Origin of the sequence: Synechococcus sp. PCC 6312 (assembly GCF_000316685.1) — a bacterium.
Lineage (GTDB): Bacteria > Cyanobacteriota > Cyanobacteriia > Thermosynechococcales > Thermosynechococcaceae > Pseudocalidococcus.
Genome location: NC_019680.1, coordinates 3037426 through 3062885, shown reverse-complemented (window position 1 = coordinate 3062885; position 25460 = coordinate 3037426). Strand labels below are relative to the sequence as shown.

Sequence of the window (25460 nt, the reverse complement as noted above, 5' to 3'; positions counted from 1 at the left end):
CTAAGCAGCCAGTGCTTGAGGGGCATTTAGGGGAACTTCGGCAATATAAATCTCATGCTTAATGTCCACGCCATTCAGGTAGCCAATTGGGTCATCGGCATTAAAGACTGTGCCATCAAAGAGTTGAATCGGGCCGGTGCGGTATTTAATATCCATCAAGCCGAGTTCTCGGGCCGCTGTACTAAAGACACTCACCCGACAGACCCGCTCCAGAATTTCTACCCAATTGCGCGGAAACGGCACATCCCCCCAGCGGGCCATTTGGGCCATCATCCACAGGTGTTCCGTCCGACTGGGCCGGTTGACCCCATCGCCATAGAACAGATGATGCACGGCCTGGTCAGAATCATCCATTCCTAACTCTAGGTACTCAGGATCAGTTCCGACATATTGCTTCTGGCTGAGGATTTGGCGAATTTCCTCGCTGTGGTTGGGGTCGGCACAATATTGACAGGCATCCAGCAGGGCTTTGACCAAGGCAATGTGGGTATTGGGATAGGCCATGGCCCAGTCTTCTCGCACGCCTAAAACTTTCCCCGGATGGCCTGGATAGATATCTAAATCTCCGGCAACCGTAAACCCAATGCCCTCTAACTCGGCCCGGCGATTCCAGGGATCCCCCACGCAATAACCATCGATGGTTTTAGACCGCAGACTCGCTACCATCTGGGCCGGGGGAATGGTTTGCAAAGTGACATCGTGATCCGGATGAATGCCTTCGGCCGCCAACCAATAGCGCAACAGCAAATTGTGCATCGAAGAGGGGTGAACCATGCCCAAGGTGTGCCGTTGATCTGCCGATTGGAGCAGGTATTGATGGAAATCCTTCAGGGTTTTAATCCCCTGTTCGGCAAACCGTTTACACAGCGTAATGCCATTACCATTGCGGGTTAAGGTCAAAGCACTAACAACCGGCAGGGGTTGATTATTTTCCCCACCCACTGTTAACCAAACTGGCATTCCCCCCGGCATTTGGGCCGCATCAAGATAGCCCCGACTCATGCCATCCGTAATCCCTCGCCAACTGGTTTCCCGCACCAAGGACACTTCATCCAGGCCATGTTTAGCAAAAAAGCCTTTTTCTTGGGCCACAGCAATGGGAGCACAGGCCGTTAACGGCAAGAAACCTAGTTCAAGATTGATTTTTTCCAATCCATGCCGGGCAATGGCGGGTTTGCGGCGGGCCTGGAGTTGTTTGACCCGTTTTTGTTGATTGAGAAAATAGATCACCTCACTGCGGAGGCTGTAATAACTGGGATGATCCACCACCTCCAGCCGCTTGCGGGGCCTGGGAATATCTACTTCCAGAATGCCGCCGATCTTGGAACCCGGCCCATTGGTGAGCATAACAATCCGATCTGAGAGCAACACCGCCTCATCGACATCATGGGTGACCATAACGGCCGTGACTTGGCTTTCTTCACAAATCCGCATTAATTGCTCTTGCAAATTCCCCCTTGTCAAGGCATCCAATGCGCCAAAGGGTTCATCCAGGAGTAATAATTTCGGGCGAATCGCTAAGGCTCGGGCAATGGCCACCCGTTGTTTCATGCCACCGGATAACTGGCCTGGGGGTTTATCGGCCGCATGACGTAAGCCCACCAAGTCAATATGTTGCTCGACAATCTGTTTACGCTCACCTTTGGGGATGTGGGGTAAGACTTCCTCAACAGCCAACGCAATGTTTTCCCGCACTGTTAACCAAGGCAGTAGCGAATAATTTTGAAACACCACCATCCGGTCGGGGCCGGGTTGATTGATTCGCTGACCTTCTAAGGTGACGATCCCATCGCTGGGCAAATCCAGGCCAGCAATCATATTCAGCAACGTTGATTTACCACAACCAGAGTGACCAATCAGGGAAATAAACTCACCCTTTTTAATCTGCAGATCAATTCCTTTGAGCGCAAGGTATTGCCCGCCATTCGTGAGATTAAACACCTTTTCGACTTGATCAACTGCAACAAAAACACCCATAACTTCACCTCATCCTGTTAGAAATTATTCAAGAATTGCTGGTTATCGTCATTTTGCTGAGGAATCAAACACCAAAGTAGTTAAAACGAGTTTGAGTAGACGTTTTGAATGTCTCAGTTTTGACAGAAATGACGATAGGTTCCCTTAGTTCCCAGGCGCAATTTTGGTTTGAATGAAGGCGACTAAGCGATCCAAGGCCAACCCCACCGCACCGATATAGACCACTGCCACAATGATTTCAGTAACGTAGTTTTGTTGATAGGCATCCCAAATAAAGAAACCAATTCCGGCTACACCGGACATAACAATTTCAGCGGCAATAATTGCCAACCAGGCCAGGCCAATGGCAATCCGTAAGCCCGTGAAAATATAGGGCAAGGCTGAGGGGATAAGAATCTTGAGAAAGAATTTTTGTTTGGAAATCTTGAGGACACGAGCCACATTTTTATAATCTTGGGGAATTTCGCGGACACCCACGGCTGTGTTAATTAAAATTGGCCAAATCGAGGTAATGAAAATCACGAAGATCGCTGCTGGTTCATTTTGACGTAACGCGGCTAAGGCAATCGGAACCCACGCTAAAGGCGCAACCATCCGTAAAAACTGGAAAATTGGATCAAGAGCTTTGTTAACATTTGGACTTGTGCCAACAACAATACCCAAGGTAATGCCAACAATCGCGGCCAAGAAATAGCCTTGGGCCACCCGGGTCAGACTAATAAAGGTTTGCCGCGCCAGGCCTTGATCCAAATCACTGTTGTAGTAAAAAGGATGAAAAATTAAATACCGACTGCGCTCATTGGCCAACACCTCAATGGGGCCGGGCAAAGCCAGTATCTTTGTCCAAGAGAGAATTTGCCAGGCGGCTAAAAACCCGAATAGACCAATCAACGGTAAACCAATATTTCCACCCTGCTTTTGCCAGAACTTGGCTAACCCCTTCGGTAATCCGGATGAATTCTTGGAACGATCTAGACTAACTGCCATAAATACATACCTTTTATTCTAGGTTGAGTCATAAAATCAAGAAATAACGTGAGGAGTGATGAGCAAACAGTTGTAGTTGGGAGACATCTAAAAGAATTGAAAAGAGGGGTTAAGCCGCCTTAATCTTGAGGCTGTCAAGATATTTTTGCGGATTCGCAGGATCAAACTCTACCCCGTCAAAGAATTTCTCCACCCCACGAGAATCGGTTGTTGGAATATCACTGGCTGGCAGACCCAACTCTTTTGCAGCTTCTCGCCATAGATCCGAACGATTCACCTGATCAATCAGGGCTTGGGCCGTGGCTAAGTCTTTAATCGTCTCTTTATGGAAACCCCAGCGAATGCTTTCAGTTAGGAACCAAAGATCATGACTCTTATAGGGGAAAGAAATACTGTTGCCATTGGGGTCTTTCCAGTACATCACCGCCATTTTGGGATCATTGATTTTCGGCTGGCCATCGCCCATGTCGTACTGCCCTTTATAAGGAGCCAACAACACATCCACAGGCGCATTAAAGTATTGCCGCTGAGAAACAATTTTGACCAATTCATCCCGATTGGCAAAATCATCACACCACTGTTGAGCTTCCATGACCGCTTTTAAAAGGGCTTTGGTGGCATTAGGATTTTTCTCCACCCAGTCAGATCGAATCGCCAGATATTCTTCCGGGTGATAGGGCCAAACCTGCGCCGTTAAGGCCCCAATAAAGCCAATATCTTCCTTAACAATCCGGTAGGGCCAGGGATCCCCGGTACTAAAGGCATCCATTGTCCCATTCTGCATCCCCTTGACAGTCTCAGCTGGGGGAACCGTTAGCAATTCAATATCTTTGTCGGGATCAATCCCATTGGCTGCCAACCAGTAACGAATCCAGAAATCCTGATTGGCCTTGGGAAAGGTGAACGCTGCCTTAAATTTCCGCCCCAGGCCAGTTTTAATGTAGTTCGGGTCTTTAATGTTGAGGTGAACTCCTTTTCCTTTTTGGGCACCAGAAATTGCAATCCCATTCCCCTGAGTATTGAGCTTGAGCAGCAGCGCCATCGGCACTTTTTGATTGTTGGTGGTAATCGCCCCTTCATTGAGCAAGTAAGGCATCGGCATTTGCCATTGACCGCCATCTGTTCCCCCGGCCGCTGCCCCAATCACGACATTATCCCGAGCACTAGCCCAGTTGGCTTGCTTGGAGACCTCGGCATTGGGTAAGCCATGTTTGGCAAAAAAGCCTTTTTCCTTGGCAATGATGAGCGGGGCCGACTCGACAATTGGTAAATAACCGAGTTTAATGGTGTCCACTTCAACTCCCGCCGCAGTTGGAGTCGCTGGACTTGGAGAAGCACTCGGAGTTTCTGGGGCGGTGGCACATCCCTTCAAAACCAAGGCTCCAACGGCTGTAGAAGTAGCAGTCAATAAAAAATTGCGACGCGAGACTCTATTCATAAGTCACCCTTATAAAAGAAAGAAGATAAGTTGCTCTATCCCAAGCCATGAAGATGACCCAGGCAACATTTGTTAACTGTGCTTAGACAAAATCCGCGCTGGCTCGATTAAGGTCTAAACAGTGAACGGAAAACCCATAGTATTGTTTATAGATTACTTCAGTTACAAAGACAATACTAAATGAGATAGGCCATCAATAGATCTATTAATCAAATTCATATGCTCGACTTATGCCTCCATTTAGATGCCTAGATAATTTTTTTCTTATGTTTTAAATCAGAAACTCCGAACGAGAAGATCGTGATAGTCCCTAGGGCGTGTCATTTACCGGCTCTTTTTTTTAGCTCCAGCACTATGTTGATGAGTCCGCACAATCGTGGCATCAATCCTCGCATACTCATTATCCGCCTCGTCAGCTAACAGCTTAAAGATTCGTTCCCCAACCGCTGAACGAGACCATCGAGTAAAGCGGGTATGAACCACACGAATCTCAGAGCGTAGCGTCTCATTCCAGTATTACCTTGATACAGTAACGTCTTGACTCAATCATCCACTTTTTGATGCTTTTGTTAATTCTGCTAATTGGTGACACGCCCTATGAGTCTCGGCGATTCAGGGGATTTAAGGTTTCCCCCAGGCCCTCCCCCAGTAACGATAAGCCCACCACTAACAACGTCATGGCCAGGCCTGGAAACAAGGTTGTCCACCAAATACCGACCGATAACCCATCCAAGGCCTGGCGTAAATCCTGCCCCCATTCTGGCACTTGCGGCGGTAAACCTAATCCCAAAAATCCCAGGCCAGCTAAGGTTAAGATCGCATCGGCGGCATTGAGGGTAAACAACACGGGAATACTGGGCAACACATTGAGAAATAAATACCGACTCAGAATCCGGCTGGTGCTGGCTCCCATGGCCTGGGCCGCTTCGATAAAGACTTCAGTTTTGAGGCTAATGGTTTGATTTCTGACCACTCGATAATACTGGGGAATATAGGCCACACTTAAGGCCACCGCCGCATTCACTACGCCTTTTCCGACCACAAAGGCAACAGTAACTGCCAATAACAGGCCTGGGAGGGTATAAATCGTATCCATAACAAACAACAACGCCGTATCAAGTCGCCCACCCAAATAACCACTCACCAGGCCAAGGGGAACCCCAATCACTAAGCTAAATAGGGTGGCCACAACAACAACTTGTAACGCGGCCTGGGTGCCAAAGAGAGTGCGCGAAAAAACATCATAGCCCTGGCGATTCGTTCCCCACCAATGTTGACTCGAAGGCGGTTGATGGACTGGGAAATCTAAAAATTCTTGCGGGTTGGCGATCCATCCCCAGGCCTGGAAGAGGGGGCAGAACAGGGCAATCAAAATATACAAAATCGTAATCCCCAGGCCCAGGGCAAATAAAACCTGACTTAAATTGCAGGATTGACGTAATTTCACAATCTAAACATCTCCCCCAAAGTGGTTGATCATTTCCGATCCAGCGCGGTGATTAGCTTTTGTGATTATGAGCCACAGTGATCACCACAGTTCCTTTCTTGTGGCCTTGTTCCACATATCGCTGAGCTGCGGCAATCTCTGCCAATGGATAACACCGATCGATGACTGCTTTTAATTTCCCGGACTCAATTAACTCCTTCAGAAAAATCAGGTCTGCTTGACGCTCAATTGCCACTCCACCAATGACTTTTTTACTACTTGTCATGGAAACCCATAGCCCTCGCAGGATTGAGACCGGATCAAAATGAACTGCCCTGAGATAAATTCCATTGGGTTTCAGTGAATCAAGACAGCCTGAAAATGGGCTTTTACCCACCGTATCAAAGACAATATCGTAGGTATTTTTGTTCTGAGTAAAGTCTTCTTGGCTATAGTCAATCACCTGATCCGCGCCTAGGGCTTTGACTAATTCTAAATTCGCTGTACTACAAACCCCAGTCACATTTGCACCAAAGGCTTTTGCCAGTTGGACAGCCGCCGTCCCCAAAGCTCCCGAGGCCCCATAGATTAAAACGTTTTGCCCACTCTGGATATTTCCCTTATCTCTCAAGAACGTCAAGGAAGTTGTGGCCCCAAACGGAATAGATGCTGCTTCTTCATCGGTCATATTGTTGGGTTTGATTGCAATCGCTCCAGCCTCATCCATACAAATATATTCAGCATTAGCCCCAAGCGTTATTCCGGCTCCCGCAAAAACCCGATCCCCCTTTTTAAACCGCGTCACATTTTTACCGATGGCTTCAATTTCTCCCGCTAACTCAGACCCCAAAATCGTATTATGTTTAGGCTTTCTCAGACCATAGAAAAATCGAACAGGGAATGGGTCAGCTTTGCGGATACGCACGTCAGCGGAGGTTACTGTTGTCGCAGAAATTTTGATTAGGACTTGTTTTTCCCTAGGAGTCGGCTTTTCTATTTCCTGGAGCTGCATCCCCTCTGCCCCGCCGTATTCTGTGCATACAATCGCTTTCATCAAGGTTCCTCAAAAGATTGTCTTAATCCGGCTCACAAGAATATTTTATTGAAGAATTATAAAAATTCAACATGGTCTTAACGACCTCAGCCGCCTTCGTATCTAAGCGATTCCAATCTACTTCTCCATCATCGTCAAATAACGTCCGATCCACCGCCACATCCCCCAACTGAAAATCCTGAATTGTCGGGCGATCCAAAACTGGGGTGTAAGATTCAAAACAAATTTGATAACACAGTTCCCAGAGGTTAATCTGGATAGGTTGAGTTTCACTAGGTGCATCTTTGGGGTTAAGGTACAGCCAATAGAGAATTTGCGGTTCAGTCTCGGCCGGGTCTTGATGGCCGGGGGGATTTTCGGGCCAAACTTCCACCGTTTCATAACTGCTTTTCCAGGCCGTGTCGGTTAGTTGTTGCCGCAGTTGATCCACCAAACGAATCAGGGCCGGTTGCACCAGTTGGGCTGCCAAATACCAGGGGTTATCGGTAATCGAGTCGGCCGCCGTCATAAATCCCCAACAGAGCTAGCCCTAACAGATTACACCAGGCCTGGGGATGATTGAGCTTATAAGGTAAAGCAATCTAATGACTTTTGATAGAGTTTCCAGCATCCTCATTGGTCATTCTCTGGTGAAAAGCTCAAACAGTAATGAACCAACTCATTCTTCTGGATGGCTTGCTAATGGGGCAGGCTGTTTAGTTGCAGTGTTAATTTTCCCATTTTCGTTTATACCTGCTGTCTGGTTAGCCTTTGCGATGGGGCCGATGGGCTGTGCCTTGCCTAATAATTGTTCTCAAGGAGAAAAGGCCCTGAAAGGAGTTGTTTCACTCGTTATTTTTGTTGGGGGTGGTTTGGGTGTGCCACTGGCAGCCGGAGCTTTAGCTAAGGGGGGAATAAAAACTATTCAAGTGAACGCTGTCAATCGTTTCAAATCCCAAGAAGATCAGGACAATTCTGATGACAAAAGCCCGAAGTTGTAAACCCAGTCTTCAGGAACGCTGATCAACAATTTAAGGCTTGGGTTGCCAGGTTTGCCCATAAAACGGAATGACAGTTTGCCAATGAGGACGTTGACCCGCAGAGTATTGGGCTTGAGCCAGTCCAGCAATTCCTGGGAGTAATCTAAGAATATCTGGCAGAGGAACCCGTTTGGGATGATAGGGTGAGTGACTCAGTAATTCCTCCCAGGCCCCGGTCGTGATTAACATATCTTCTTGCACAGTTTTGATCTTTGGACTGTTGGGATCAACCTGAAAAATTGCGCCATAAACATGATCCCGTTGGGCTGGAAAATCAATGGCTAAGGTTAATGGCTCCGTTAAGGTTTGCCCCACACTCCAGGCCCCGGCCGCTAGGGTAGAAATCCCGAATAAAGGTAATTGCAACTGTTGGGCTAAGGTTCTCGCCGTGACAACGCCTAAGCGCGTTCCGGTAAAACTGCCTGGCCCTCGACAGACCGCAATAAAGTCTAGATCCCGCCAGGCCTGGGTCGGAAAAAACTCTGCTAAACGGGAATGCAAATACACAGCCATTTCCCGGCCCAAGTCCCAACTTTGCCACCGCGACCCCCCTTGAGTGCCAATCAGTCCCAAACCCAACTCCGGCCCGGCCGTACACAAAATTAAGCCCTGTCCAGTTTCATTCATCAAAGTTGTCAGATTAAAACGCCGCTTTCCCAGGTTATGCCTGTCTAACTTCCATCTTCTCAGAGTTTAACAATTCCCAGATATCCCCAGGCACAAGTTATCCGCCACCAATATAGCGTTACTCATTTAGGGCTCTTATTGGGACAAGTCAGAAAATGCTTGATGGGCAGTCTTTTTAAGACTTCTACTCTCTCGGAACAGTCTGCGTAACGCTATAGACCTCGATTAAACATCCAATAGATTTCTAGCCATCAACCAGGGAAACAACAGTTGTATGATTGGGAAAAATCACCTTAGTGAATCTTGCGGAGACTGACATGGCTACTAAAACGACCAAAACCGCTAAACCTACCTATACATTTCGCGCCAGTTGGGCGGTACTGTTATTGATTATTAATTTTGTTGTGGCTGGCTACTACTTTGGTGTAATCAAATAATTCTCTTGACCCAGAAGATATCTCCAGGCCAAGCAGCGGTTTTTTACCCCCAAATCCATTGCTACGACACATGAAAAATAGGGCATTGGCTAGCCTGGGGATATCTGAGGCCGCAGGTCTAGGGAAATCAGTCGTTTTATTGATCAAAAAGTAAATCCTTGAGCACCGATCAGAGCCAGCTAATCACCTGTTTGTCAGGCATCAGTCATTATTAATCAGGTGAATTTACAGCAGGGATTTGGCCGGTTCACTTACCCACACTATAGGTTCTCTTAGCTGGGGCCTGGAAAGACGGATTAATCTCCAGTGGGCTTCATCCGTTCTTGGCCCTGAATTTACTCAAACCTGTCAGCGCCCCTTCAACTAACCCCAGGGATCCTCTATAGCGTTACTCATTTAAGACCCTTATTTGGGGCAAGTCAGGAAATGCTCTATGGGCAGTCCTTTTAAGATTTCTACTCTCTCAGAACAGTCTGCGTAACGCTATGGTCAGACATTGCTCCCCAGCGAAGACCCCCTGCATCCCCTCATCGGTAATGAGATTAGCCCCCCAGGAATAGACAAAGGTTTCTATACTGGCCATGTGCATAGGATGATTTTGGATTGTGAAGCTAGCTAAACCCCATTACCCTCTCTAAACGTCTTCTGGAGGCCGTTCCATGCCCGATCCCCAGTATCCTCCCATCCCATCTCCCCCGCCCCGGATGCCCGCCCCACCCCCCCCTGCCCGGCCGCCAATGCCAGCAATGCCAAATCAAACCTTACCCTTACCCGCCCCCCCGCCAAGGATGCCTGCTGCTGCGGCCGCCCCACCTGTTTCCACGCCCCAGTCCAGAGTTCAAGGCCCAGGCGCACTCCCACCCAATGCCACTCGCCGAATTAACGGCCCCACAATGGAGCAACTGGTGCGGGAAGCCTATGAAAATGGCTATTCAGATGTGCATTTGGGGGTCGGCGAGTCACCACGGTTTCGGGAGCGGGGTCGGATGATCACCACGAATCACCCCGTTACGGATAAGGAGATATTTAACTACTGGCTGAACGAGATTCTCACCCCGCCCCAAATTGAGCAGTTTTGGAGTCGCCTGGAATACGATGGGGCTTACCAATATGAAGGCATGGCTCGGGTGCGGATTAATGTTTTCATTGCCCTGAAAGGCCCGGCGATGGTTTTGCGACTGATTCCTCTGAAAATTTTGACCATGGAACAGTTGGGGTTGCCGACGGTTTTCCAAGACCTCTGTCACTATCACAAGGGCTTGATTTTAGTCACGGGGCCGACGGGGTCTGGGAAATCGACAACTTTGGCCGCGATGGTGGACTACATCAACTCGGAAATGCCGAAGCATATTATCTCCATTGAAGACCCGATTGAGTTTGTCCACCAAAGTAAACGTTCTTTGATTCGTCAGCGGGAAGTGGGGATTCATACCCTGGAGTTTGATAATGCTCTCAAGGCTTCGTTACGGGAAGACCCCGATATCATCCTGATTGGGGAAATGCGGGATCGGGAAACGGTGAATACGGCCCTCAAGGCTGCCCAAACGGGTCACTTAGTTTTTGGCACGTTGCACACGAACAGCGCGGTGAAAACCATTGAACGGATTCTTAACCTTTACAAACCAGAAGAACAGGGGCCAATGCGGATGCAGGTTGCCGAATCCTTGGTGGGGGTCATTGCCCAAGGCCTGGTGCGAACGACCGATGGAAAGCGGGCGGCGATCCATGAAATTATGATCAACACCGATGCCATCAAGGACTATATTCTACGGGGAGACGTAGAAGAAATTGAGGCGATTATTCCCCAGTGTGCCTATGACGGGATGTGTACTTTTAATATGTGTCTTTACGACCTCTATGAAGCGGGTCGAATTGATGAGGAAACAGCCCTAGAAAATTCCCCGAAACCCAACGAAATGGCCCAAATTCTGCGGGGTCGAATCTGATCGATGGGGGGGGGGCACCAACAAACACAATCCTGGTTATTCAAGGGCGTTGCGCTATTCACCCCAGCCTTTGATCTGGTCTATGGCCTAGCTGTGAGCAAGCAGGGGCGCTGGCATCATCATCTCTGCTCAGTTCTCCAAGGGCTACTAGACTTACCTGAGCCACCCCTTTTCTTGTGTCCAGCTTATACAGCGACTGTTGATTTCTGGGTGGATTTACCCACTCAACAATTATCCGTCGTCGCTGAGGCTCATCCCCTTGTTTGGTCGCAGCGATTCCTCTTGGATGTGTTGTTTGAGCATCCAGCGATGATCCAACTGCCGTGGCAGCGGTTAGCCAGCTCTAGCCTCAGTCATGATCTGCGTTCGATTGAGAGCTATCGTCCCCGCTTTCCACAACTTTGGCAGCATCATAATTTAGTCCATGGCCTGGAGTCCCCTAGCATTACGGTCAGTTCGCCGCCAATCTTGTTTGAGAATCCAGTCAGTTATACCTTACGCCTCTATGTATCTGGGCACTCTATAGCCACGGCCCAAACTCTGAAAACACTGCACGGACTATTACCTCAGTGTCTAGCGGCTCCCTATACCTTAAAAATTGTGGATGTGACCCGACAACCAGAATTAGCGGAGAGCGATCAAGTCACCGCAACACCAACGTTAGTGCGTGTCTCCCCACCCCCTTTACGCCGCTTAGTTGGTAAGTTAGATGACTTAGCGACATTACAATGGCTACTTGAGGATCCGCCCCTACTCTATTGAGTGTCATCTATCGCCATTGATCTGGACTAACCACACTAATGCACTTTCACCTAAGCTCTGGGTCATTTCTGCAGAGATAAAGAGAGGTTAAAAGTTTAGCCCTAAACCCCACTAGAGGAGCCATGTTGGCTGACCTGTGGAGTATATAGGCTGGGAAAACGTTTTTGGAAGCGATCAATTTTCGGGATTTCCACCGCAACAACATAGAAGTTGGTGGGGTGATGGGCGACAAAGTCTTGATGATAATCTTCGGCTGGATAGAAATCATTCAAGGGCTGGACATCTGTGACAACAGGTTGATAGAACACCTTGGCTTGATTAAGTTGATCAATGTAGGCCTGGGCGATTTTTTGCTGTTCCGCATTGGTAAAGAAAACTGCCGAGCGGTACTGTGTGCCAACATCAAAACCCTGCTGATTTAATTGAGTTGGATCGTGGGCAACCGTGAAAAATATCTTCAGTAATTCCCCGTAGGACACCTGGGATGGATCGTAGGTGATTTGGATTGATTCAGCGTGTCCTGTTCCCCCATGACTGACCTGTTTATAAGTGGCGGTTTCTGCGCTCCCACCGGCGTAACCCGAAACAACATTGGAAACCCCTTTAACGTGCTCAAATAAAGCTTCCATCCCCCAAAAACAACCACCGGCAAACACAGCTGTCTGCTGACTGGGCATCGCTGCGGGGGAAAGCATAGAGGCATCAATGACGGGATCGGGGACTGTGGAGCGGATGTCAGCTAGTTTAGGAGGGGAAAGGCGGACAATGACAAATCCGACTAAGACCACAGCCGTAACGCTCAAGGTTGCAATCAATGCGCGATAGATGGGGGTGGGGAGGGAGCGAAGCTTAAGAGTGAGCATCAGATTTTGCCAGGTGTAGCACTAGGAACATCATAACGATTCGTTCCATGGATCAGGGCTATCCCCATGGAAAACAGCGTCCTCCAGGCCGGGGCAGAATAATATAAACATGACAAACAAGAATGTAGCTAAGTTATTAATTTCCCTAGGGATGACCCTCAATGAGAACAAGAAGATTTATTTAGCGTCTGGCGGTCGTGGAAACTTAGCTCCCTGTAATTGTGCCCCATCTAAATTTGCTCGCGAGATGTCGGCTCCACTTAAATCGGCCTGGGTAAAGTTGACATCAATTAAGTTTGCGCCAGAGAGGTTAGCTTGGTTTAATTTGGCCCTAGTAAAGTTGGCATTGACACCGTTGACTAAAACCATGCGGGCATTTTGCAGTCGGGCTGCGGTTAAGTTGGCATTAACGAGGGTGGCTAAATAGAGGTTCGCTCGCTGAAGATTAGCGTTTTCGAGATTGGCAGCAAAAAAGTTAACCCCTGCCAAATAGGCATTTTCGAGATTAGCCTGGCTCAGGTTAGCCCGAAATAAATTAACCCCCATCAAATTAGCCCCATTTAGATTGGCCTGGGAAAGATCAGCCCGATCCAGATTGCTATGGCGCAGGTCAGCCCCACTGAGATCACAACGGGGACATTGACGAGTTTCCAAGAGTTGGCGAACATGGGCCGGATTTTCACCCCAGGCCGGAGTGAGTCCCCCCATCAGCCAGAATCCGAGTCCCAAAAGGGTGGTTCTAAGCACGCGCTGCCCCTAAAAACGGGACATCCACCACTTGCCCCATGGTAGTTCCGGCCTCAACCTGTAACCCGACTCCCCCAGCTTTGGTTTTGATGTAGCCCAGGCCAAAGGCTTTTGACTGATGATCAAGAGGATGATCCAAGGAGGTACAACTGGTTAAAACTCCCACTTTGGTTCCTTCCAGCCGCAATGGAGTGCCCGGTTCAACATCATCCGTCAAGGCCAGGCCCCACAACTGTTGCTTTACCCCTTGATAGGTATTCAGGCGGGCAATGGTTTCCTGGCCAATGTAGCAACCCTTATCCAAGGAAATGGTGTAGTCTAAACGAGCCTCCAAGGGATTGTAGTCCTCCGTCAATTCTGCATCCACCGCTGGCCGTCCCTGTAAAATTCGCAGATGTTCCCAATCTGTTTCGGAGAGTTCCATTAATTCAGGTTGGGCCAGCTTGATTTGGGCCATGACAGGGAGACGATATTCAATGGGTACTGTTAGGGTCAGGCCTGGAAGAGCTAAACCAGAGCCAAAACTAATCTCAACTGGACAGTCAGCAATATGATATTGACGATGATCCCCTAGTTGTTGTAGGTCAGATAAATCCAGGCCTAGGTTCCTAAAAATCTGCTCACAGTCCGTGCCCAGGAATCGCCAGCAGGAGGTTGTCGGGGTGATGTCTTGAAGTTCAACCTGATCTCCAAAGAAAATATACTTGTCTAGCCATTTTTGCAAAGGTTCCCGCCGTTGGGGTGAGACTAAGAGCAAAATATCATCAGACCGTACCCAGGCCGTGACCAAATCTAAGGTTCGAGCTGTTGAGGTCAAAATGACGGTATCACATCCCTGGCCGGGTTTGAGCAGATTCAGGTGATTGGAACTTTGATTATGGAGAAAACGCAACCGATCTGCACCACGCAGCAAAATTCGCCCCCAATGAGAACAGTCATAGCAAGCTGATGCTAGAGAATCGGTCTTCATCAATCATTAATTACAGTAGGATTGCTGATCTCAGTCAATTACATCATTGTAGGCGATGGACGTGTTAATTAAGAACGGAATATAGGCCGTATTTCTCAATTTCAGGACAATCAAACATTTAGTGCTCTAATCGTGCTCCAAGCGGAACTTAATGAGAAGCTGGCGAAACAATTCAAGTCAATGGGATAAATCAGAGGATCATGAGTGACGTTATGGGATTAACGTAGTTCCCTATGTCCCCCAACAAAACCCAATGGTAATTTGCATCGTTGCTCAGTAATTCGATTGCCACAAGGTTAACTGATATTATCTGACTAACCAAAGGCCTTCACAATCCGTGCTAGGGCAGTTTCAACATTTTCCCGACTATTAAAGGCCGAAATTCGGAAATAGCCTTCACCCGCAGCCCCAAAACCAGAACCCGGTGTTCCCACCACATGGCAGGTCGTTAACAATTGATCAAAAAACTCCCAACTCGATAGATCATTTGGGGTTTTCAGCCAGACGTAGGGGGCGTTTTCACCGCCATAGACCGCAAATCCTGCCAGGCCAAGTTTTTCTCGAATCAGACAGGCATTTTCCATGTAGAAATTCACCAGGCCCCGCGTTTGGGATTGTCCTTCTGGGGAGTAAACCGCCTCAGCCCCCCGCTGAATGATGTAGGACACCCCATTAAATTTTGTCGATTGCCGCCGTGACCAGAGACTCCAGAGTTGAACCGTTTCCCCAGTGGATGTCGTCACTTCTAAAGTTTTGGGGACAACGCTGAGAGCGCAACGGGTGCCGGTAAAGCCTGCATTTTTAGAAAACGAGCGAAACTCAATGGCACAGGTGCGGGCCCCCGGAATTTCATAGATCGAATGGGGAATGGTCGGATCCGTAATAAAGGATTCATAAGCGGCATCAAAAAAGATGATCGATCCATGTTTGTTGGCATAGTTTACCCAGGCCTGGAGATGAGCTTTGCTGGCAACGGCTCCGGTGGGGTTATTGGGAAAACAGAGATAGATTAAATCCACTTTTTGACTCGGAATCGTAGCCGTAAAGTCGTTCTCGGCTGTAATCGGTAAATAGACCAGACCTTCATATTCCCCTTTTTCATTGGCGGCTCCCGTATGCCCGGCCATGACATTGGTATCCACATAGACGGGATAGACCGGATCCGTGACCGCAATCCTGTTGGTATTCCCAAAAATATCGAGAATATTCCCGTTATCGCATTTGGAGCCATCGGAAATAAAAATCTCACTAGCCTCAATATCACAACCGCGGGCCTGGAAATCATGGGTAGCAATTTTTTCTCTTAGCCACGCATAACCCTGTTCTGGGCCATAGCCGCGAAAACTCTCCCGTTGCCCCATTTCTTCAGTGGCTTTAATAATGGCGGTGCGACAGGCTTCGGGGAGGGGTTCGGTGACATCACCAATGCCTAAGCGGATGATTGGGGCATCGGGGTTTAGCTGGCTAAAGGCATTCACCCGGCGGGCAATTTCCGGGAATAAGTAACCCGCTTTCAGTTTGAGGTAGTTTTCGTTAATGGCAACCATTGAGCCTTGTCACCCTGGAAAAATTGATGTATTTGCTCAGTCTAACCTGTCATTCAGGCCGGGTGAACGCTAATCTTTGCGATTGGACACCTTCTAATTCTTGGTTTCCAGGTTCGTTAAAATGAAGAAAATGAGTCCTGAATGCTGAGAAAACTTGCCCGAATTATTGTGATATGAATGAGTCAGAAAATTGGCCAGATTGGTGAACAGGTCTTATCCCAGTGGCTAATAGCCCAGGCCTGGCAAATCCTGGCTCAAAATTGGCATTGTTCCTGGGGGGAATTGGATCTCATTGCTCAAACACCAGCGGGAGTAGTCGCATTTATTGAAGTCAAAACACGCCAGAGCCAAAGCCTTGATCAGGGTGGACTCATGGCCATTACGCCCGCTAAGCAACGTAAAATTATTCATACAGCCCAACTATTTTTAGAACAGTATCCTGACTACGCTGCATTACCCTGTCGTTTTGATGTGGCATTAGTTCAATATCAATCCATAACAAACGCTCAAAATTTTTATCTGCCATTACCCACACCCGGCCTGGAATTCCTCGGACAACGAGGGCCCTATCGCTTTTTTCTCTTAGATTACTTAACGGATGCCTTCACCCCTTAGAATGGATGCACCCTTTCTTTTGACTCGGATATGAATGGTCAAACCCATGCCGAATTATTAGATTTAGATCAAGTTCAAGGGATACTGAATCGCTCTCGGGCCTCTATTTATCGCTACATTAATACCGATAGTCAGTTGTTAAATTGCCCGTTTGATCCCCAACGGCTTAACCCAGAAATCCGCCGCAGTCGTCGCCAACCCTTATTGTTCCATCCCAATGAAGTCGCTCGTTTTGCTAAAGAAGTTCTCAAGTACAAAACAGTCAATGTGGAATTTAAGGCTGTGCCTCCAGATCAGACTCAGGCACTCTTGACGGCAATCTTGACAGAACTCCAGGCCATTCGCCAACTATTAGAAACCCAATCCCCACCTTAAAACTTTCAAAACGTTGACCCCGGCAAAACAGATCCCGCTAGAATTACGGCTAACCCAGCATCTGCGAAATCACCGCCATGTCAATTTAGATGGAGGTGGACTAGACATACACCAACTGCGTCACACTTCATCCAGCAAAAATCTAGAGTCAGGGACAAGGAGCGAGTGCATATAGACAAACCATCCAAGACTCATTAACCTTTCAAGCTGCTTATTTGCCGACCATTTTTTGATCACTGATGTCCTTTATAAAATGCCTAACGACCAGAACATCCATCATTTCAAAATAGTTGCCCCACTGAAACCGTAAAGGCCAATGTGGCTGGCTGCCTTTTTGACGAATTTCCCGCTTTTTACTAGGGTAGGGGGGTGTGATGTGGGGATGGTGTGGCGGAGTCCCTTGCGGATGTCTAATTCTTCTCAACCGGGTGAAAACAATTCCCCGAACCTCAGGCGGCGATCCAGACTTGTGGCCTGGCGGCGGCCCATTTTCGTGGGCCTAGGGTTAACGGTAGTCACACTGGGGGGATTAGGTTGGCGGGCCTGGATTTACATCAATACCGAACTCTCACCCCAAATCGCGCATCGGATGACATCCATTTTGCAGCGGCCGGTCGAACTCGGGGCTGTGGAGCGGGTGAGTTTAACCAGTATTCGCTTTGGCCCCTCAGCAATTCCGGCCCAACCAGGTACAGCTACAAAGGGCGGGGATCGAGATAATGCTACGGTGACAGGGATTGAAGTTGGTTTTAATCTCTGGGAAGTCTTGATCAGCCGCGACCTGAACCTTGACTTGACCCTGGAACGCCCTCTCCTCCAAGTGTTCCAAGAAGCTGATGGCAGTTGGATTGATACTAAAATTGCCCCCATTGAAACCCCCAAGCTCTTTCGCACCCAAACCATTACGGTACGAGTGACAGATGCCCAGGCCATTGCCATTCCCTATCAGCAAGCTCCCATTCGCATCACTCAAATCGCTGGAGCCATCCATGCTACTCAACTGGAGGCAGAACCGAACATTAATCTGTCCCTCAAGGGGAATTTAGCCAACCAAGGTCAATGGCGACTCCGGGGCAACTGGGATCAAGCCAGTCAGCAGGGGGATGCGAATCTCCAGGCCACAGATATTGCCCTGGCGGGTTTTAATCCCTTTCTGCCCCCCAGGTTTCGCATTCAACAGGGACAGTTCAGTGCCAATCTCGCTACTAGTCTTCCTCTGTTGGAAAATGCTTGGCCCAAGGTAAATGGCTGGGTACGGGTGAAGGGCCTGGCAGTTAAGGGAAAAAATCTCCCCCAAGATCTCAAAAACCTGGATGGAGATCTGCAGTTCCAAGGGCAAACCCTAACGGTTAAAAGCCTCAGTGGTACGGTTGGTCGGATCAATTGGCAAGCCCAGGGAACAGTCAACCCCCAGGCCGGTTGGAATCTCCAGGCCAAGGTGGCCCCCTTAGATTTAGGGCAAACGGCCCAAGATTGGCAGTTCAACTTACCCGTGGCAGTGCGTGGCCAGGTGGCCATTCCTCAAATTCAGATTAGGGGTTCTCTGAATAATCCCCAAATTCGCGGTGAACTTCGCAACCAAGGAACAATTCAGGTTGATCAGGTGGGAATCCGCCAAATCCAGGCCCCCTTTCAGGCTAATTTGCGGCAATTTCAAGTCCGTAATCTGCGGATTATCCCCCAAGCTGGCGGTGAATTACGGGGGGATGCCACGCTCCGAGCCAATGGCCAACTGCAAGCTAATCTTCGCCTCAATCAAGTTCCTGCTGATGACCTTTTCCAGGCCTATGGTGGGCAATCTCAAATTGAACTGGGGCGAGTGTCGGCACGATTAGCGGCAACTGGAACCTTGGCCGATTTCAACTCCCTCCAGGCCAAGCTCGATTTCCAAGCCCCCGAAGCCACCTATCCCACCTATGGCACCGCCTTTATTCCCCCCCAAGGTGCGGTCATGCCAATTTTGACCACTCAACTGATAGGCGGGGTTGTCACAGGTCGCGGCCAGATTCGAGATAATCGCTGGCAGTTAGCCCTCAATAGCCAGGGCATTCCCATCCGGCCCTTTTTCCCAGATTTCTCTGGCACTGTCCGGGGTGAGGTGGAGTTGGCCGGGCAATTGGATGCGCTCAACCCGCAAAAGACCCTAGTCATCGCCGCCCTGGAAGTTTTAGATAGTCCATTGGGAGACCGAGCTACGGCAAACTTGGCCTGGGATGGTCAACGGATTCGAGTCAACCAGGCCACCGCCGCTGGAATCAATGCCCAAGGAATTATCAACGCTCAAATTCAACCCCAACTCAACCTCACGGGCCTAGACCTCCAAATTGCCGGCCGAAACCTGGGTCTGAGAGAACTAGCCAACTTGGGCCTGGTACAGCAGCAACTTCAGGGACTCCCTCTCGCCTTTTCCTTAGGGGGCCAGGCCAACATTCAAGGACGACTCACCGGAACCTTAGAGAACCTCCAACTCCAGGCCAACCTGGGTACCCATAACCTAGCTGTTAATCAAATTAAACTGGCTCCCCAACTCTCTGGACACCTGGCCTATCAGACCCAATCTGGCCTGCGCTTTAACCTTGCGGGCGGATCGGATCGAATTGACCTCAACCTGGCTCCTAATTTTTGGCCCAATAGCTTCCTGATTCAACGGGGCCAGGCCAAGGCTACGGGACAACGGCAAGGCAATACTCTTAATGTCAACCTAGCCGAATTTCCCCTCGAACTCCTGAACATTAATCTCCTCCCAGCACCCCGCCCAAGTTTAATATCTGGCCAGGTGGGTGGAAAATTTGCCCTTAATTTGCAGAATTACAGCCTAGTCGGACAAGTGAATGTCGCCCGGCCTGGCCTGGCCAACTGGCGGGGGGATCAACTCACCGCAAATCTGAATTACAGCAATGGCACGGCCCGGCTTCAACAGGGGCAACTGCGCAAAGGCAATAGTCTCTACACGCTCCAGGCCCAAATCAGCCAACTTTGGCAGCAACCAGAACTCAGGGGGCAATTGAGTGTCACCAATGGAGAACTCGCCGACCTAGTGGATCTCAACAACATCCTGGGCCTGGGCCATCTCACTCCTCCCACCTTTGCCACTGCTGCCGCTGTTCAACCTGCCCCTGTAGGCGATATCGAGGCCCCCCTCTTAGTCCAAATCCGCCGCCTCACGGAAATCCAAACCCTCCAAGCCCAAGCTGCGGCAACTCCGCCCCCCCCTCTTCCTCAACTCAGTGAACTCAAGGGCCAATTTAATGCCCAACTAAACCTGACCGCCTCGGCCCGCAAGGGGATAGATTTAGGATTTGCTGTGGAAGGGGAAGATTGGCAATGGGGGCAATATCCGATCAGTCGCTTTACTACCAGTGGGCGGTTACTGAATCAAGATATTCTGCTCCAGAACCTAGAACTCCAATCCCAGGGGGGTATCATCACCGCCCGTGGACAACTGGGAGCCAACAGCAACTCCGCCAGTTTGCGGATTCAAAACTTTCCCATCACGACCCTCCGCAGCCTCGTCGCCTTCCCAAACCTAGATCTCACGGGCAATCTCAATGCCACCGCGACCCTCGCGGGTTCTCCTCGGCAGCCCCAAGTGCGCGGCCAACTCACCCTCGACCAGGCCCAACTGAATGAGACCCCGATTACCGCCGCGGCCATGACCTTCAACTACAGCCAAGGACGAGCCAACTTCAACGGACAAGCCCAGATTGATAGCCCCGAGCCAATGATTATCAGCGGCAGTATTCCCTATCGGCTGCCATTTGTCACGGCTCATTCAGGAGGAGATGAGGAAATTAATGTCACCGTCAAGGTCAAGGATGCGGGCCTGGGATTCATCAACGCCCTTACGGATCAGGTTAACTGGGGTGGGGGTGGCGGTGAAGTTAATGTGCTTGTCCGAGGCACCCTTGCCCAACCCATTGTCCGGGGGCAAATTAATCTAGAGGATGCCACCTTCACAAGCCCTGCCCTCAAAGGGCCCTTAACCAACGTGACTGGGGAAATTCGTTTCAATGATGACCGTCTCCGGGTTGTGGGCTTACAAGGCCTGTTCAACGCTGGCCAAATTCAACTCTCTGGTTCTCTCCCCCTCGTGAGACCCTTCGCCGGTACAGACACCGATCGAGCCAATCCCCTAACCTTAGAACTCCGCAAAATTCAAGTCCGGGCCGCTGATATTTTTGCTGGTGAAGTGAGTGGCGATTTAATTGTCACAGATACTCTTCGTAGCCCTGATATTGGTGGCTTTCTCCAGCTAAGTCAGGGGCAATTCTATTTAACGGATGCCCTGGCCAGCGGTAATGGAGCCACCAACTTACAAGCTAATTTACCGCCGGGTTTTGACCCAGTTGTTTTTAATGATCTCCAACTCCAACTTGGGGAGAATTTCCAGATCTTGCGATCCCCAGTTCTCAACTTCATCGGGCAGGGTGAACTGAGCTTAAGCGGCCCGGTCAACAACCTGCAACCCCAGGGCCAAATTCAACTTGTCCAGGGACGTTTGAACTTATTTACAAGCCTATTCCGCCTGACCCCAGGCCAACCCAATCTTGTGACATTTAATCCAGGGGATGGGTTAGACCCCTCCTTAGATTTGAACCTACAAACCACTGTTCAAGAAGTTTCCAATCCTGGCATCATTAACTTCGGCCAACTGGGCGGCGGCAATGTCACGACTCTCGGTAGCTTAACTCCAGTGCGGATTCGGGCTCAGATTTCCGGGCGAGCTAGTCAACTGGCCACTAACTTCCGGGGTGTTGTCCAACTCTCCAGTACCCCTGGCCGCTCGGATACGGAAATTCTCTCCCTCTTGGGGGGTGGTTTTAATCCCAATAACCAGGCCGCAAATCAACTCGCCTTGGTCAATATTGCTAGTGCGGCGGTTTTGAATAATATCCAGGCCAATATTGATGACTTTTTAAGTAATCGAACCACCTTCCGCCTATTTCCAGCCCTGGTGCCTCCGTCTAATAATCGGGACAGTCGCAACAACTCAGCAGTGTTAGCCTTAGGGGCCGAAGTGGGCTATCAAGTCACGGATAATGTCACGATCTCGGCGGTGCAACTCCTGACAGTTCCCCAGGATCCGACTCGGCTCAATATCGGCTATCAGCTCACGGATCGGATTCGCTTGAGCACCCAAATTGGCCTGGATGGGAACTCGGTTGGCCTGATTGAGTTTCGGACTCGCTTCTAGGGCTGAGGTGAAGGACTAAGTAGGGGTGTGGGCTGGAGGGCTGGGGTCGTTGGTGGGGACTGGGGCATAGGGGTGATGGCGGGTTCTGGGGGAATAGTGGGCGCAGGTTCAGGATTGGGGGTCGCTAAACTTGGGGTGGGACTCGGAACTGGACTGGCCACAGGGGTTGGGGTCGGCTTGGGTGCTCCTCCTCCGAGGCCCAAGAGTTCAGGAATAGTGACAAAGCTGTAGCCCTTAGCCTTGAGTTTGCTGATAATTGTTGGCAAGGCTTTAATGGTGGCCTGGCGATCTCCACCCCCATCATGGAGCAAAATGATCCCGCCGGGCTTGGCCTGGGACAGGACGCGCTTAATAATGTCTTCGGAAGTAATTTTAGCCGCAGAATCATGGGGATCCACAGACCACATCAAAGTGGTGTAGTTTTTTTTGGCTGCATAGGCAACCAGGCCATTATTTAAGATGCCACCGGGGGGGCGAAACAGGCGGGTTTGGGCTTTTGTAGTTTTAGCAATTAAAAAAGAGGTATTTTCAATCTCCTTAATTGCAACCTCTTCAGTGACAGGCTTGTAGGTGTGATTCCAAGTGTGATTCCCAACTGCGTGACCAGTCTTCACCACTTGCTTAGCGACCTCAGGATAGCGTTGGAGGTGGGCCCCAATCCAGAAAAATGTAGCCTTAACATCATGCTTAGCTAAAATCTCTAAAACATCTGTAGTACTTTTACCCCAGGGGCCATCATCAAAGGTTAAGGCAATTACTTTTTGTCCTGCTGGTACCTTAACCTGAGCCACAGTTTTCCCCCGAAATTGACTTGGCCCTAAGAATGAGAGAGTAGCGGCAGGGGTTTGACCGGCTTGTACCAGGCCTGGCAGAGGTTGGGGTGATTGGATTGAAGGGAATATTGGCCAGCCCAGGCTACTCCCCAACACTAGGCAGAAACCGAGAACGCCAATGAGCCAAAACCGCAAATGTCGGGGCATAAGGACACAATCCTGGTAAACAAGATGGAATGATATTTTGGTGATGTTAACCCAATCGTTTTGAAAACCCAACCTGCTAACTGATCCCAAGTCGTCAACTACCCTAACCGAAAACAGTGGTCTCGTAGATCTCCCCGGCCGGTTGCAAGTCCATTCAATTAGCTATCAGGTTTGTATCCGAGTTTGTATCATTATGGCTTAGTTGATATATCCCGGTTTTCTTCTTGTTATGCTGATCTCAGCCCGATGACCCGGGCCCATTTTTCCCCGTTCTTGCCCCCTCAATGCACTTAATTATTTTTCACGATTAATGATTTCTTTAGGATTACGGAATGGAGACCCGCCAGGCTGATTACATCCACTTTTTACACGTTGCCATTCATGTTACGGATTTAACAAAGGCAAGTGAATTTTATGGGGGAATCTTACAACTGCCCCTAGCTCCCCGCAACCTGAGTTTCCCCGGCCTCTGGTATCAAGTTGGCCCAAATCAGATTCATGTAATTGTCAGCGAAAGTCGAGACCCCCCCCCCTCAGATCACCGTTGGGGGCGGAATCCTCATTTAGCCTTAGGAGTCCAGGATTTAGAGGCAATCAAAGAGAGGCTCCAAGCTGCTGGCTATCGGTTCCAGGCCAGTAATTCCGGGCGAGCGGCCATTTTTGTCCAAGATGCAGATCAAAACATTATTGAACTTAGTCAGATGGGATAGGCGGAAGGATGGCAGATCAAACCGAGCTATATGGACGCATCGCTGAGTTAGAGGCCCAAGTTGCTCGTCACCAGAGCCAAATTCAGGAACTCCAAAGTCTCTTAAATCTTCGTAAAACTGCGGCTAACTCGTCCAAACCGGCAGCACCTGTGCCTGAGACACTGCCACCCATTCTCCCCCCAACAGGAACCCGCCCCCGTCCCCCAAGGAAGCCCTTACCTCAACCCGCATCTAAAGCTGGAGGAGACTGGCTGCAAAACTGGGAATTTTGGTTGAATCGGTTTGGGATTGGCCTCTTATTACTGGGGATTATTTTTCTCTTCAAGTACGCGCTGGATCAAGGCTGGCTGACGGCTTATTTACTGGTCGCGGTTGGCTTCCTGATTGGGGCAGGACTTTTGGGCCTGGGTTGGCGACTCCGGCCGCAGCGACGCGCCTTTAGTCAAATTTTGGCGGGCGGAGGATTAGCCACATTTTACATCACCAGTTTTGCGGCATTTCAGGTTCTCAAGGTGTTTTCCTATCCCGTTGCCTTTGGGATCATGTTGGCGGTGACAGTTGCGGCGTTTTGGCTCTCTCTGGGGGAACAACAAGCGGTTTTTTCCGTACTCGGAGCCACTGGGGGCCTGGCAACACCCTTTCTGCTCTTCCAGGACAGTGGCAGCGTCATTGGCTTAAGTGTTTATACGTTGCTGATATTGGCGGGGAGTCTAGCGGTCTATCGCCGCCAGGCCTGGCTATCTCTCTACGGTACGACCTTTTTCCTCGGTAGCTTGGTGTTTCTGATCGCCATTTTTGGGGCGGCTCGGATGGGAGATGATGGGGATACCAATTTAGAAAAGGTAGTCGTCCAGGTCGGCATTTTGGGCTTGAGCTTGGGCTATGGCTTAGTCCCCTTCACCTTGGCAAATTTGACAAAACCGGGCCCCTGCCTAGAAATTATTGGGGTAATCAATCCGTTTATTGGCCTGGGCTTAACGGCTGGTCTCTGGAATTGGTCGGAGGGCTTAACAGGCTGGGTCGCTTTGGGATTAGCAATCATTTATGGCCTGGGGGGTCTTCAAGGGGCTGGCTGGCGGGGGACTCTCTGGCTAACAGCGGCTTTGCTGGCCGTAACGGCGATTTTGGTGCACCTTGTTGTGCGGGAAATTGTCTTCATTCCCCTTACGGGTGAGGCGATCCTGTTGCTGTGGTTAGGACGAAAATATCAATCGCAGCCACTCACCATTCTCGGGCATATTTTCTGGGGGATTTTGGGAGCAGCTTTGTTAGGGCGACTGTTGATCTTGCCAGCCCAGGCCCCGCCCTTTCTCAATACCCGCGCCCTTGTTGATGAGACTATCCTCGCTGCTGGTATTGGGGTGGCCTGGCAGTTACCCAAATCAGGACGTTGGCCCTATGGGGTAGTTGCCTATAGTGGACTGTTGATCTTGATTCAGCGAGAGGTATCCGGCATTGCTCCAGGCCTGGTGACGGTCTGTTGGGGACTTTGTGGGATTGGCTTACTTGTTTTGGGACTGCGCCGAGATAGTCATCTGGCCCGAATTATTGGCCTTCTTACCCTTGGCTTAACAATCCTGAAGCTATTTTTCTTTGATTTAATTGGCGTTGAAGCCATTTGGCGGGTGCTGCTGTTTATGGGCTTTGGTGTTATGTTTTTACTCTTGAGCTATTATTTTCGCAGTCTTTGGCGACCATTACCCCCCTCAGGGGATCAGTCAGAAGACTCATAGGGCCATGATTTGGCATCGGGCTGATTGAGCGTCCACTATGGCGTAAGTTCCTA

21 protein-coding genes and 1 pseudogene are annotated in these 25460 nt (G+C 49.7%); 9 read left to right on the top strand and 13 right to left on the bottom strand.

The annotated features are described in order from the left end of the window. The 7 genes and pseudogenes from SYN6312_RS14860 to SYN6312_RS14835 all read right to left on the bottom strand — a co-directional run bounded on the left by SYN6312_RS14860 (position 1) and on the right by SYN6312_RS14835 (position 7390). Positions 1-1977, bottom strand: a complete 1977-nt coding sequence (locus SYN6312_RS14860; RefSeq protein ID WP_015125720.1) for a nitrate ABC transporter ATP-binding protein — start codon at positions 1975-1977, stop codon at positions 1-3. 144 nt (positions 1978-2121) lie between these two features. Beyond that, complete coding sequence (gene ntrB / locus SYN6312_RS14855; RefSeq protein ID WP_015125719.1) at positions 2122-2964, bottom strand: nitrate ABC transporter permease; 843 nt, start codon at positions 2962-2964, stop codon at positions 2122-2124. Positions 2965-3073: 109 nt separating this feature from the next. After that, complete coding sequence (locus tag SYN6312_RS14850; protein WP_015125718.1) at positions 3074-4402, bottom strand: CmpA/NrtA family ABC transporter substrate-binding protein; 1329 nt, start codon at positions 4400-4402, stop codon at positions 3074-3076. 333 nt (positions 4403-4735) lie between these two features. Further along, a pseudogene (locus SYN6312_RS20235) lies at positions 4736-4879 on the bottom strand (transposase); the annotation flags it as partial. A 118-nt stretch (positions 4880-4997) separates the two neighbouring features. Beyond that, a complete protein-coding gene (locus SYN6312_RS14845; RefSeq protein ID WP_015125717.1) occupies positions 4998-5849 on the bottom strand; it encodes an ABC transporter permease in 852 nt (283 codons plus the stop codon). Between the two features lie 52 nt (positions 5850-5901). Further along, entirely contained in the window at positions 5902-6882 is a 981-nt protein-coding gene (locus SYN6312_RS14840; RefSeq protein ID WP_015125716.1) for an NAD(P)-dependent alcohol dehydrogenase, read from the bottom strand. 22 nt (positions 6883-6904) lie between these two features. Further along, positions 6905-7390, bottom strand: coding sequence for a hypothetical protein (locus SYN6312_RS14835; RefSeq protein ID WP_015125715.1), 486 nt, complete (start codon positions 7388-7390; stop codon positions 6905-6907). Between the two features lie 76 nt (positions 7391-7466). Here SYN6312_RS14835 and SYN6312_RS18470 point away from each other — a divergent pair, with 76 nt between their 5' ends. Next, positions 7467-7862: a hypothetical protein gene (locus SYN6312_RS18470; RefSeq protein ID WP_015125714.1), complete on the top strand. Its 396-nt coding sequence runs from the start codon at positions 7467-7469 to the stop codon at positions 7860-7862. 30 nt (positions 7863-7892) lie between these two features. Here the strand turns inward: SYN6312_RS18470 and tsaB are convergent, their stop codons facing one another. Continuing rightward, entirely contained in the window at positions 7893-8528 is a 636-nt protein-coding gene (tsaB, locus tag SYN6312_RS14825; RefSeq protein ID WP_015125713.1) for a tRNA (adenosine(37)-N6)-threonylcarbamoyltransferase complex dimerization subunit type 1 TsaB, read from the bottom strand. Between the two features lie 317 nt (positions 8529-8845). Here tsaB and psaX point away from each other — a divergent pair, with 317 nt between their 5' ends. The 3 genes from psaX (at position 8846) to SYN6312_RS14810 (ending at position 11673) form a co-directional block, all read left to right on the top strand. After that, on the top strand, positions 8846-8965 hold the full coding sequence (gene psaX / locus SYN6312_RS14820) for a photosystem I protein PsaX (RefSeq protein ID WP_015125712.1): 120 nt from the start codon (positions 8846-8848) through the stop codon (positions 8963-8965). Between the two features lie 659 nt (positions 8966-9624). Beyond that, complete coding sequence (locus tag SYN6312_RS14815; protein ID WP_015125711.1) at positions 9625-10911, top strand: type IV pilus twitching motility protein PilT; 1287 nt, start codon at positions 9625-9627, stop codon at positions 10909-10911. A 93-nt stretch (positions 10912-11004) separates the two neighbouring features. Then, positions 11005-11673 (top strand): circadian clock KaiB family protein, encoded by a 669-nt coding sequence (locus SYN6312_RS14810; RefSeq protein ID WP_253276370.1) that lies wholly within the window; start codon positions 11005-11007, stop codon positions 11671-11673. Between the two features lie 101 nt (positions 11674-11774). Here SYN6312_RS14810 and msrA read toward each other — a convergent pair whose 3' ends face one another. The 4 genes from msrA to SYN6312_RS14790 all read right to left on the bottom strand — a co-directional run bounded on the left by msrA (position 11775) and on the right by SYN6312_RS14790 (position 15800). Continuing rightward, on the bottom strand, positions 11775-12536 hold the full coding sequence (msrA, locus tag SYN6312_RS14805; protein ID WP_015125709.1) for a peptide-methionine (S)-S-oxide reductase MsrA: 762 nt from the start codon (positions 12534-12536) through the stop codon (positions 11775-11777). A 177-nt stretch (positions 12537-12713) separates the two neighbouring features. Next, positions 12714-13283: a pentapeptide repeat-containing protein gene (locus SYN6312_RS14800; protein WP_253276369.1), complete on the bottom strand. Its 570-nt coding sequence runs from the start codon at positions 13281-13283 to the stop codon at positions 12714-12716. Continuing rightward, positions 13276-14253, bottom strand: a complete 978-nt coding sequence (locus tag SYN6312_RS14795) for a folate-binding protein YgfZ (protein WP_015125707.1) — start codon at positions 14251-14253, stop codon at positions 13276-13278. Before SYN6312_RS14795 ends, SYN6312_RS14800 begins: the two co-directional genes overlap by 8 nt. 314 nt (positions 14254-14567) lie before the next feature. Continuing rightward, complete coding sequence (locus tag SYN6312_RS14790; protein WP_015125706.1) at positions 14568-15800, bottom strand: LL-diaminopimelate aminotransferase; 1233 nt, start codon at positions 15798-15800, stop codon at positions 14568-14570. 177 nt (positions 15801-15977) lie between these two features. Between SYN6312_RS14790 and SYN6312_RS14785 the strand changes: the two genes are divergently transcribed. The 3 genes from SYN6312_RS14785 (at position 15978) to SYN6312_RS14775 (ending at position 21984) form a co-directional block, all read left to right on the top strand. After that, entirely contained in the window at positions 15978-16415 is a 438-nt protein-coding gene (locus SYN6312_RS14785) for a YraN family protein (RefSeq protein WP_015125705.1), read from the top strand. 30 nt (positions 16416-16445) lie between these two features. Continuing rightward, the gene (locus SYN6312_RS14780; RefSeq protein ID WP_015125704.1) at positions 16446-16790 is read left to right on the top strand and encodes a hypothetical protein; all 345 of its coding nucleotides are present in this window, start codon (positions 16446-16448) and stop codon (positions 16788-16790) included. Between the two features lie 406 nt (positions 16791-17196). Further along, positions 17197-21984, top strand: coding sequence for a translocation/assembly module TamB domain-containing protein (locus SYN6312_RS14775; RefSeq protein WP_172636061.1), 4788 nt, complete (start codon positions 17197-17199; stop codon positions 21982-21984). Here the strand turns inward: SYN6312_RS14775 and SYN6312_RS20840 are convergent. Further along, the gene (locus SYN6312_RS20840) at positions 21981-22964 is read right to left on the bottom strand and encodes a polysaccharide deacetylase family protein (protein WP_015125702.1); all 984 of its coding nucleotides are present in this window, start codon (positions 22962-22964) and stop codon (positions 21981-21983) included. The genes SYN6312_RS14775 and SYN6312_RS20840 overlap by 4 nt on opposite strands. Positions 22965-23296: 332 nt before the next feature. Between SYN6312_RS20840 and SYN6312_RS14765 the strand changes: the two genes are divergently transcribed. Both SYN6312_RS14765 and SYN6312_RS14760 read left to right on the top strand, forming a co-directional pair. Next, positions 23297-23674 carry a VOC family protein gene (locus SYN6312_RS14765; RefSeq protein ID WP_015125701.1) on the top strand — a complete coding sequence of 126 codons (378 nt, stop codon included), beginning with the start codon at positions 23297-23299 and terminating at the stop codon, positions 23672-23674. An 8-nt stretch (positions 23675-23682) separates the two neighbouring features. Next, complete coding sequence (locus tag SYN6312_RS14760) at positions 23683-25407, top strand: DUF2339 domain-containing protein (protein ID WP_015125700.1); 1725 nt, start codon at positions 23683-23685, stop codon at positions 25405-25407. Positions 25408-25460: the final 53 nt, after the last annotated feature.

What these genes read in the sequence shown, in the direction of transcription:
- SYN6312_RS14785 (WP_015125705.1), top strand. Translation starts at nt 15,978, where the DNA reads ATGAGTCAGAAAATTGGCCAGATTGGTGAACAGGTCTTATCCCAGTGG.
- SYN6312_RS20840 (WP_015125702.1), bottom strand. Translation starts at nt 22,964, where the DNA reads ATGCCCCGACATTTGCGGTTTTGGCTCATTGGCGTTCTCGGTTTCTGC.
- ntrB (WP_015125719.1), bottom strand. Translation starts at nt 2,964, where the DNA reads ATGGCAGTTAGTCTAGATCGTTCCAAGAATTCATCCGGATTACCGAAG.
- SYN6312_RS14840 (WP_015125716.1), bottom strand. Translation starts at nt 6,882, where the DNA reads ATGAAAGCGATTGTATGCACAGAATACGGCGGGGCAGAGGGGATGCAG.
- SYN6312_RS14850 (WP_015125718.1), bottom strand. Translation starts at nt 4,402, where the DNA reads ATGAATAGAGTCTCGCGTCGCAATTTTTTATTGACTGCTACTTCTACA.
- SYN6312_RS14860 (WP_015125720.1), bottom strand. Translation starts at nt 1,977, where the DNA reads ATGGGTGTTTTTGTTGCAGTTGATCAAGTCGAAAAGGTGTTTAATCTC.
- SYN6312_RS14795 (WP_015125707.1), bottom strand. Translation starts at nt 14,253, where the DNA reads ATGAAGACCGATTCTCTAGCATCAGCTTGCTATGACTGTTCTCATTGG.
- SYN6312_RS14835 (WP_015125715.1), bottom strand. Translation starts at nt 7,390, where the DNA reads ATGACGGCGGCCGACTCGATTACCGATAACCCCTGGTATTTGGCAGCC.
- SYN6312_RS14780 (WP_015125704.1), top strand. Translation starts at nt 16,446, where the DNA reads ATGAATGGTCAAACCCATGCCGAATTATTAGATTTAGATCAAGTTCAA.
- SYN6312_RS14815 (WP_015125711.1), top strand. Translation starts at nt 9,625, where the DNA reads ATGCCCGATCCCCAGTATCCTCCCATCCCATCTCCCCCGCCCCGGATG.
- SYN6312_RS14760 (WP_015125700.1), top strand. Translation starts at nt 23,683, where the DNA reads ATGGCAGATCAAACCGAGCTATATGGACGCATCGCTGAGTTAGAGGCC.
- SYN6312_RS18470 (WP_015125714.1), top strand. Translation starts at nt 7,467, where the DNA reads ATGACTTTTGATAGAGTTTCCAGCATCCTCATTGGTCATTCTCTGGTG.
- SYN6312_RS14765 (WP_015125701.1), top strand. Translation starts at nt 23,297, where the DNA reads ATGGAGACCCGCCAGGCTGATTACATCCACTTTTTACACGTTGCCATT.
- SYN6312_RS14775 (WP_172636061.1), top strand. Translation starts at nt 17,197, where the DNA reads ATGTCTAATTCTTCTCAACCGGGTGAAAACAATTCCCCGAACCTCAGG.
- tsaB (WP_015125713.1), bottom strand. Translation starts at nt 8,528, where the DNA reads ATGAATGAAACTGGACAGGGCTTAATTTTGTGTACGGCCGGGCCGGAG.
- msrA (WP_015125709.1), bottom strand. Translation starts at nt 12,536, where the DNA reads ATGCTCACTCTTAAGCTTCGCTCCCTCCCCACCCCCATCTATCGCGCA.
- SYN6312_RS14790 (WP_015125706.1), bottom strand. Translation starts at nt 15,800, where the DNA reads ATGGTTGCCATTAACGAAAACTACCTCAAACTGAAAGCGGGTTACTTA.
- psaX (WP_015125712.1), top strand. Translation starts at nt 8,846, where the DNA reads ATGGCTACTAAAACGACCAAAACCGCTAAACCTACCTATACATTTCGC.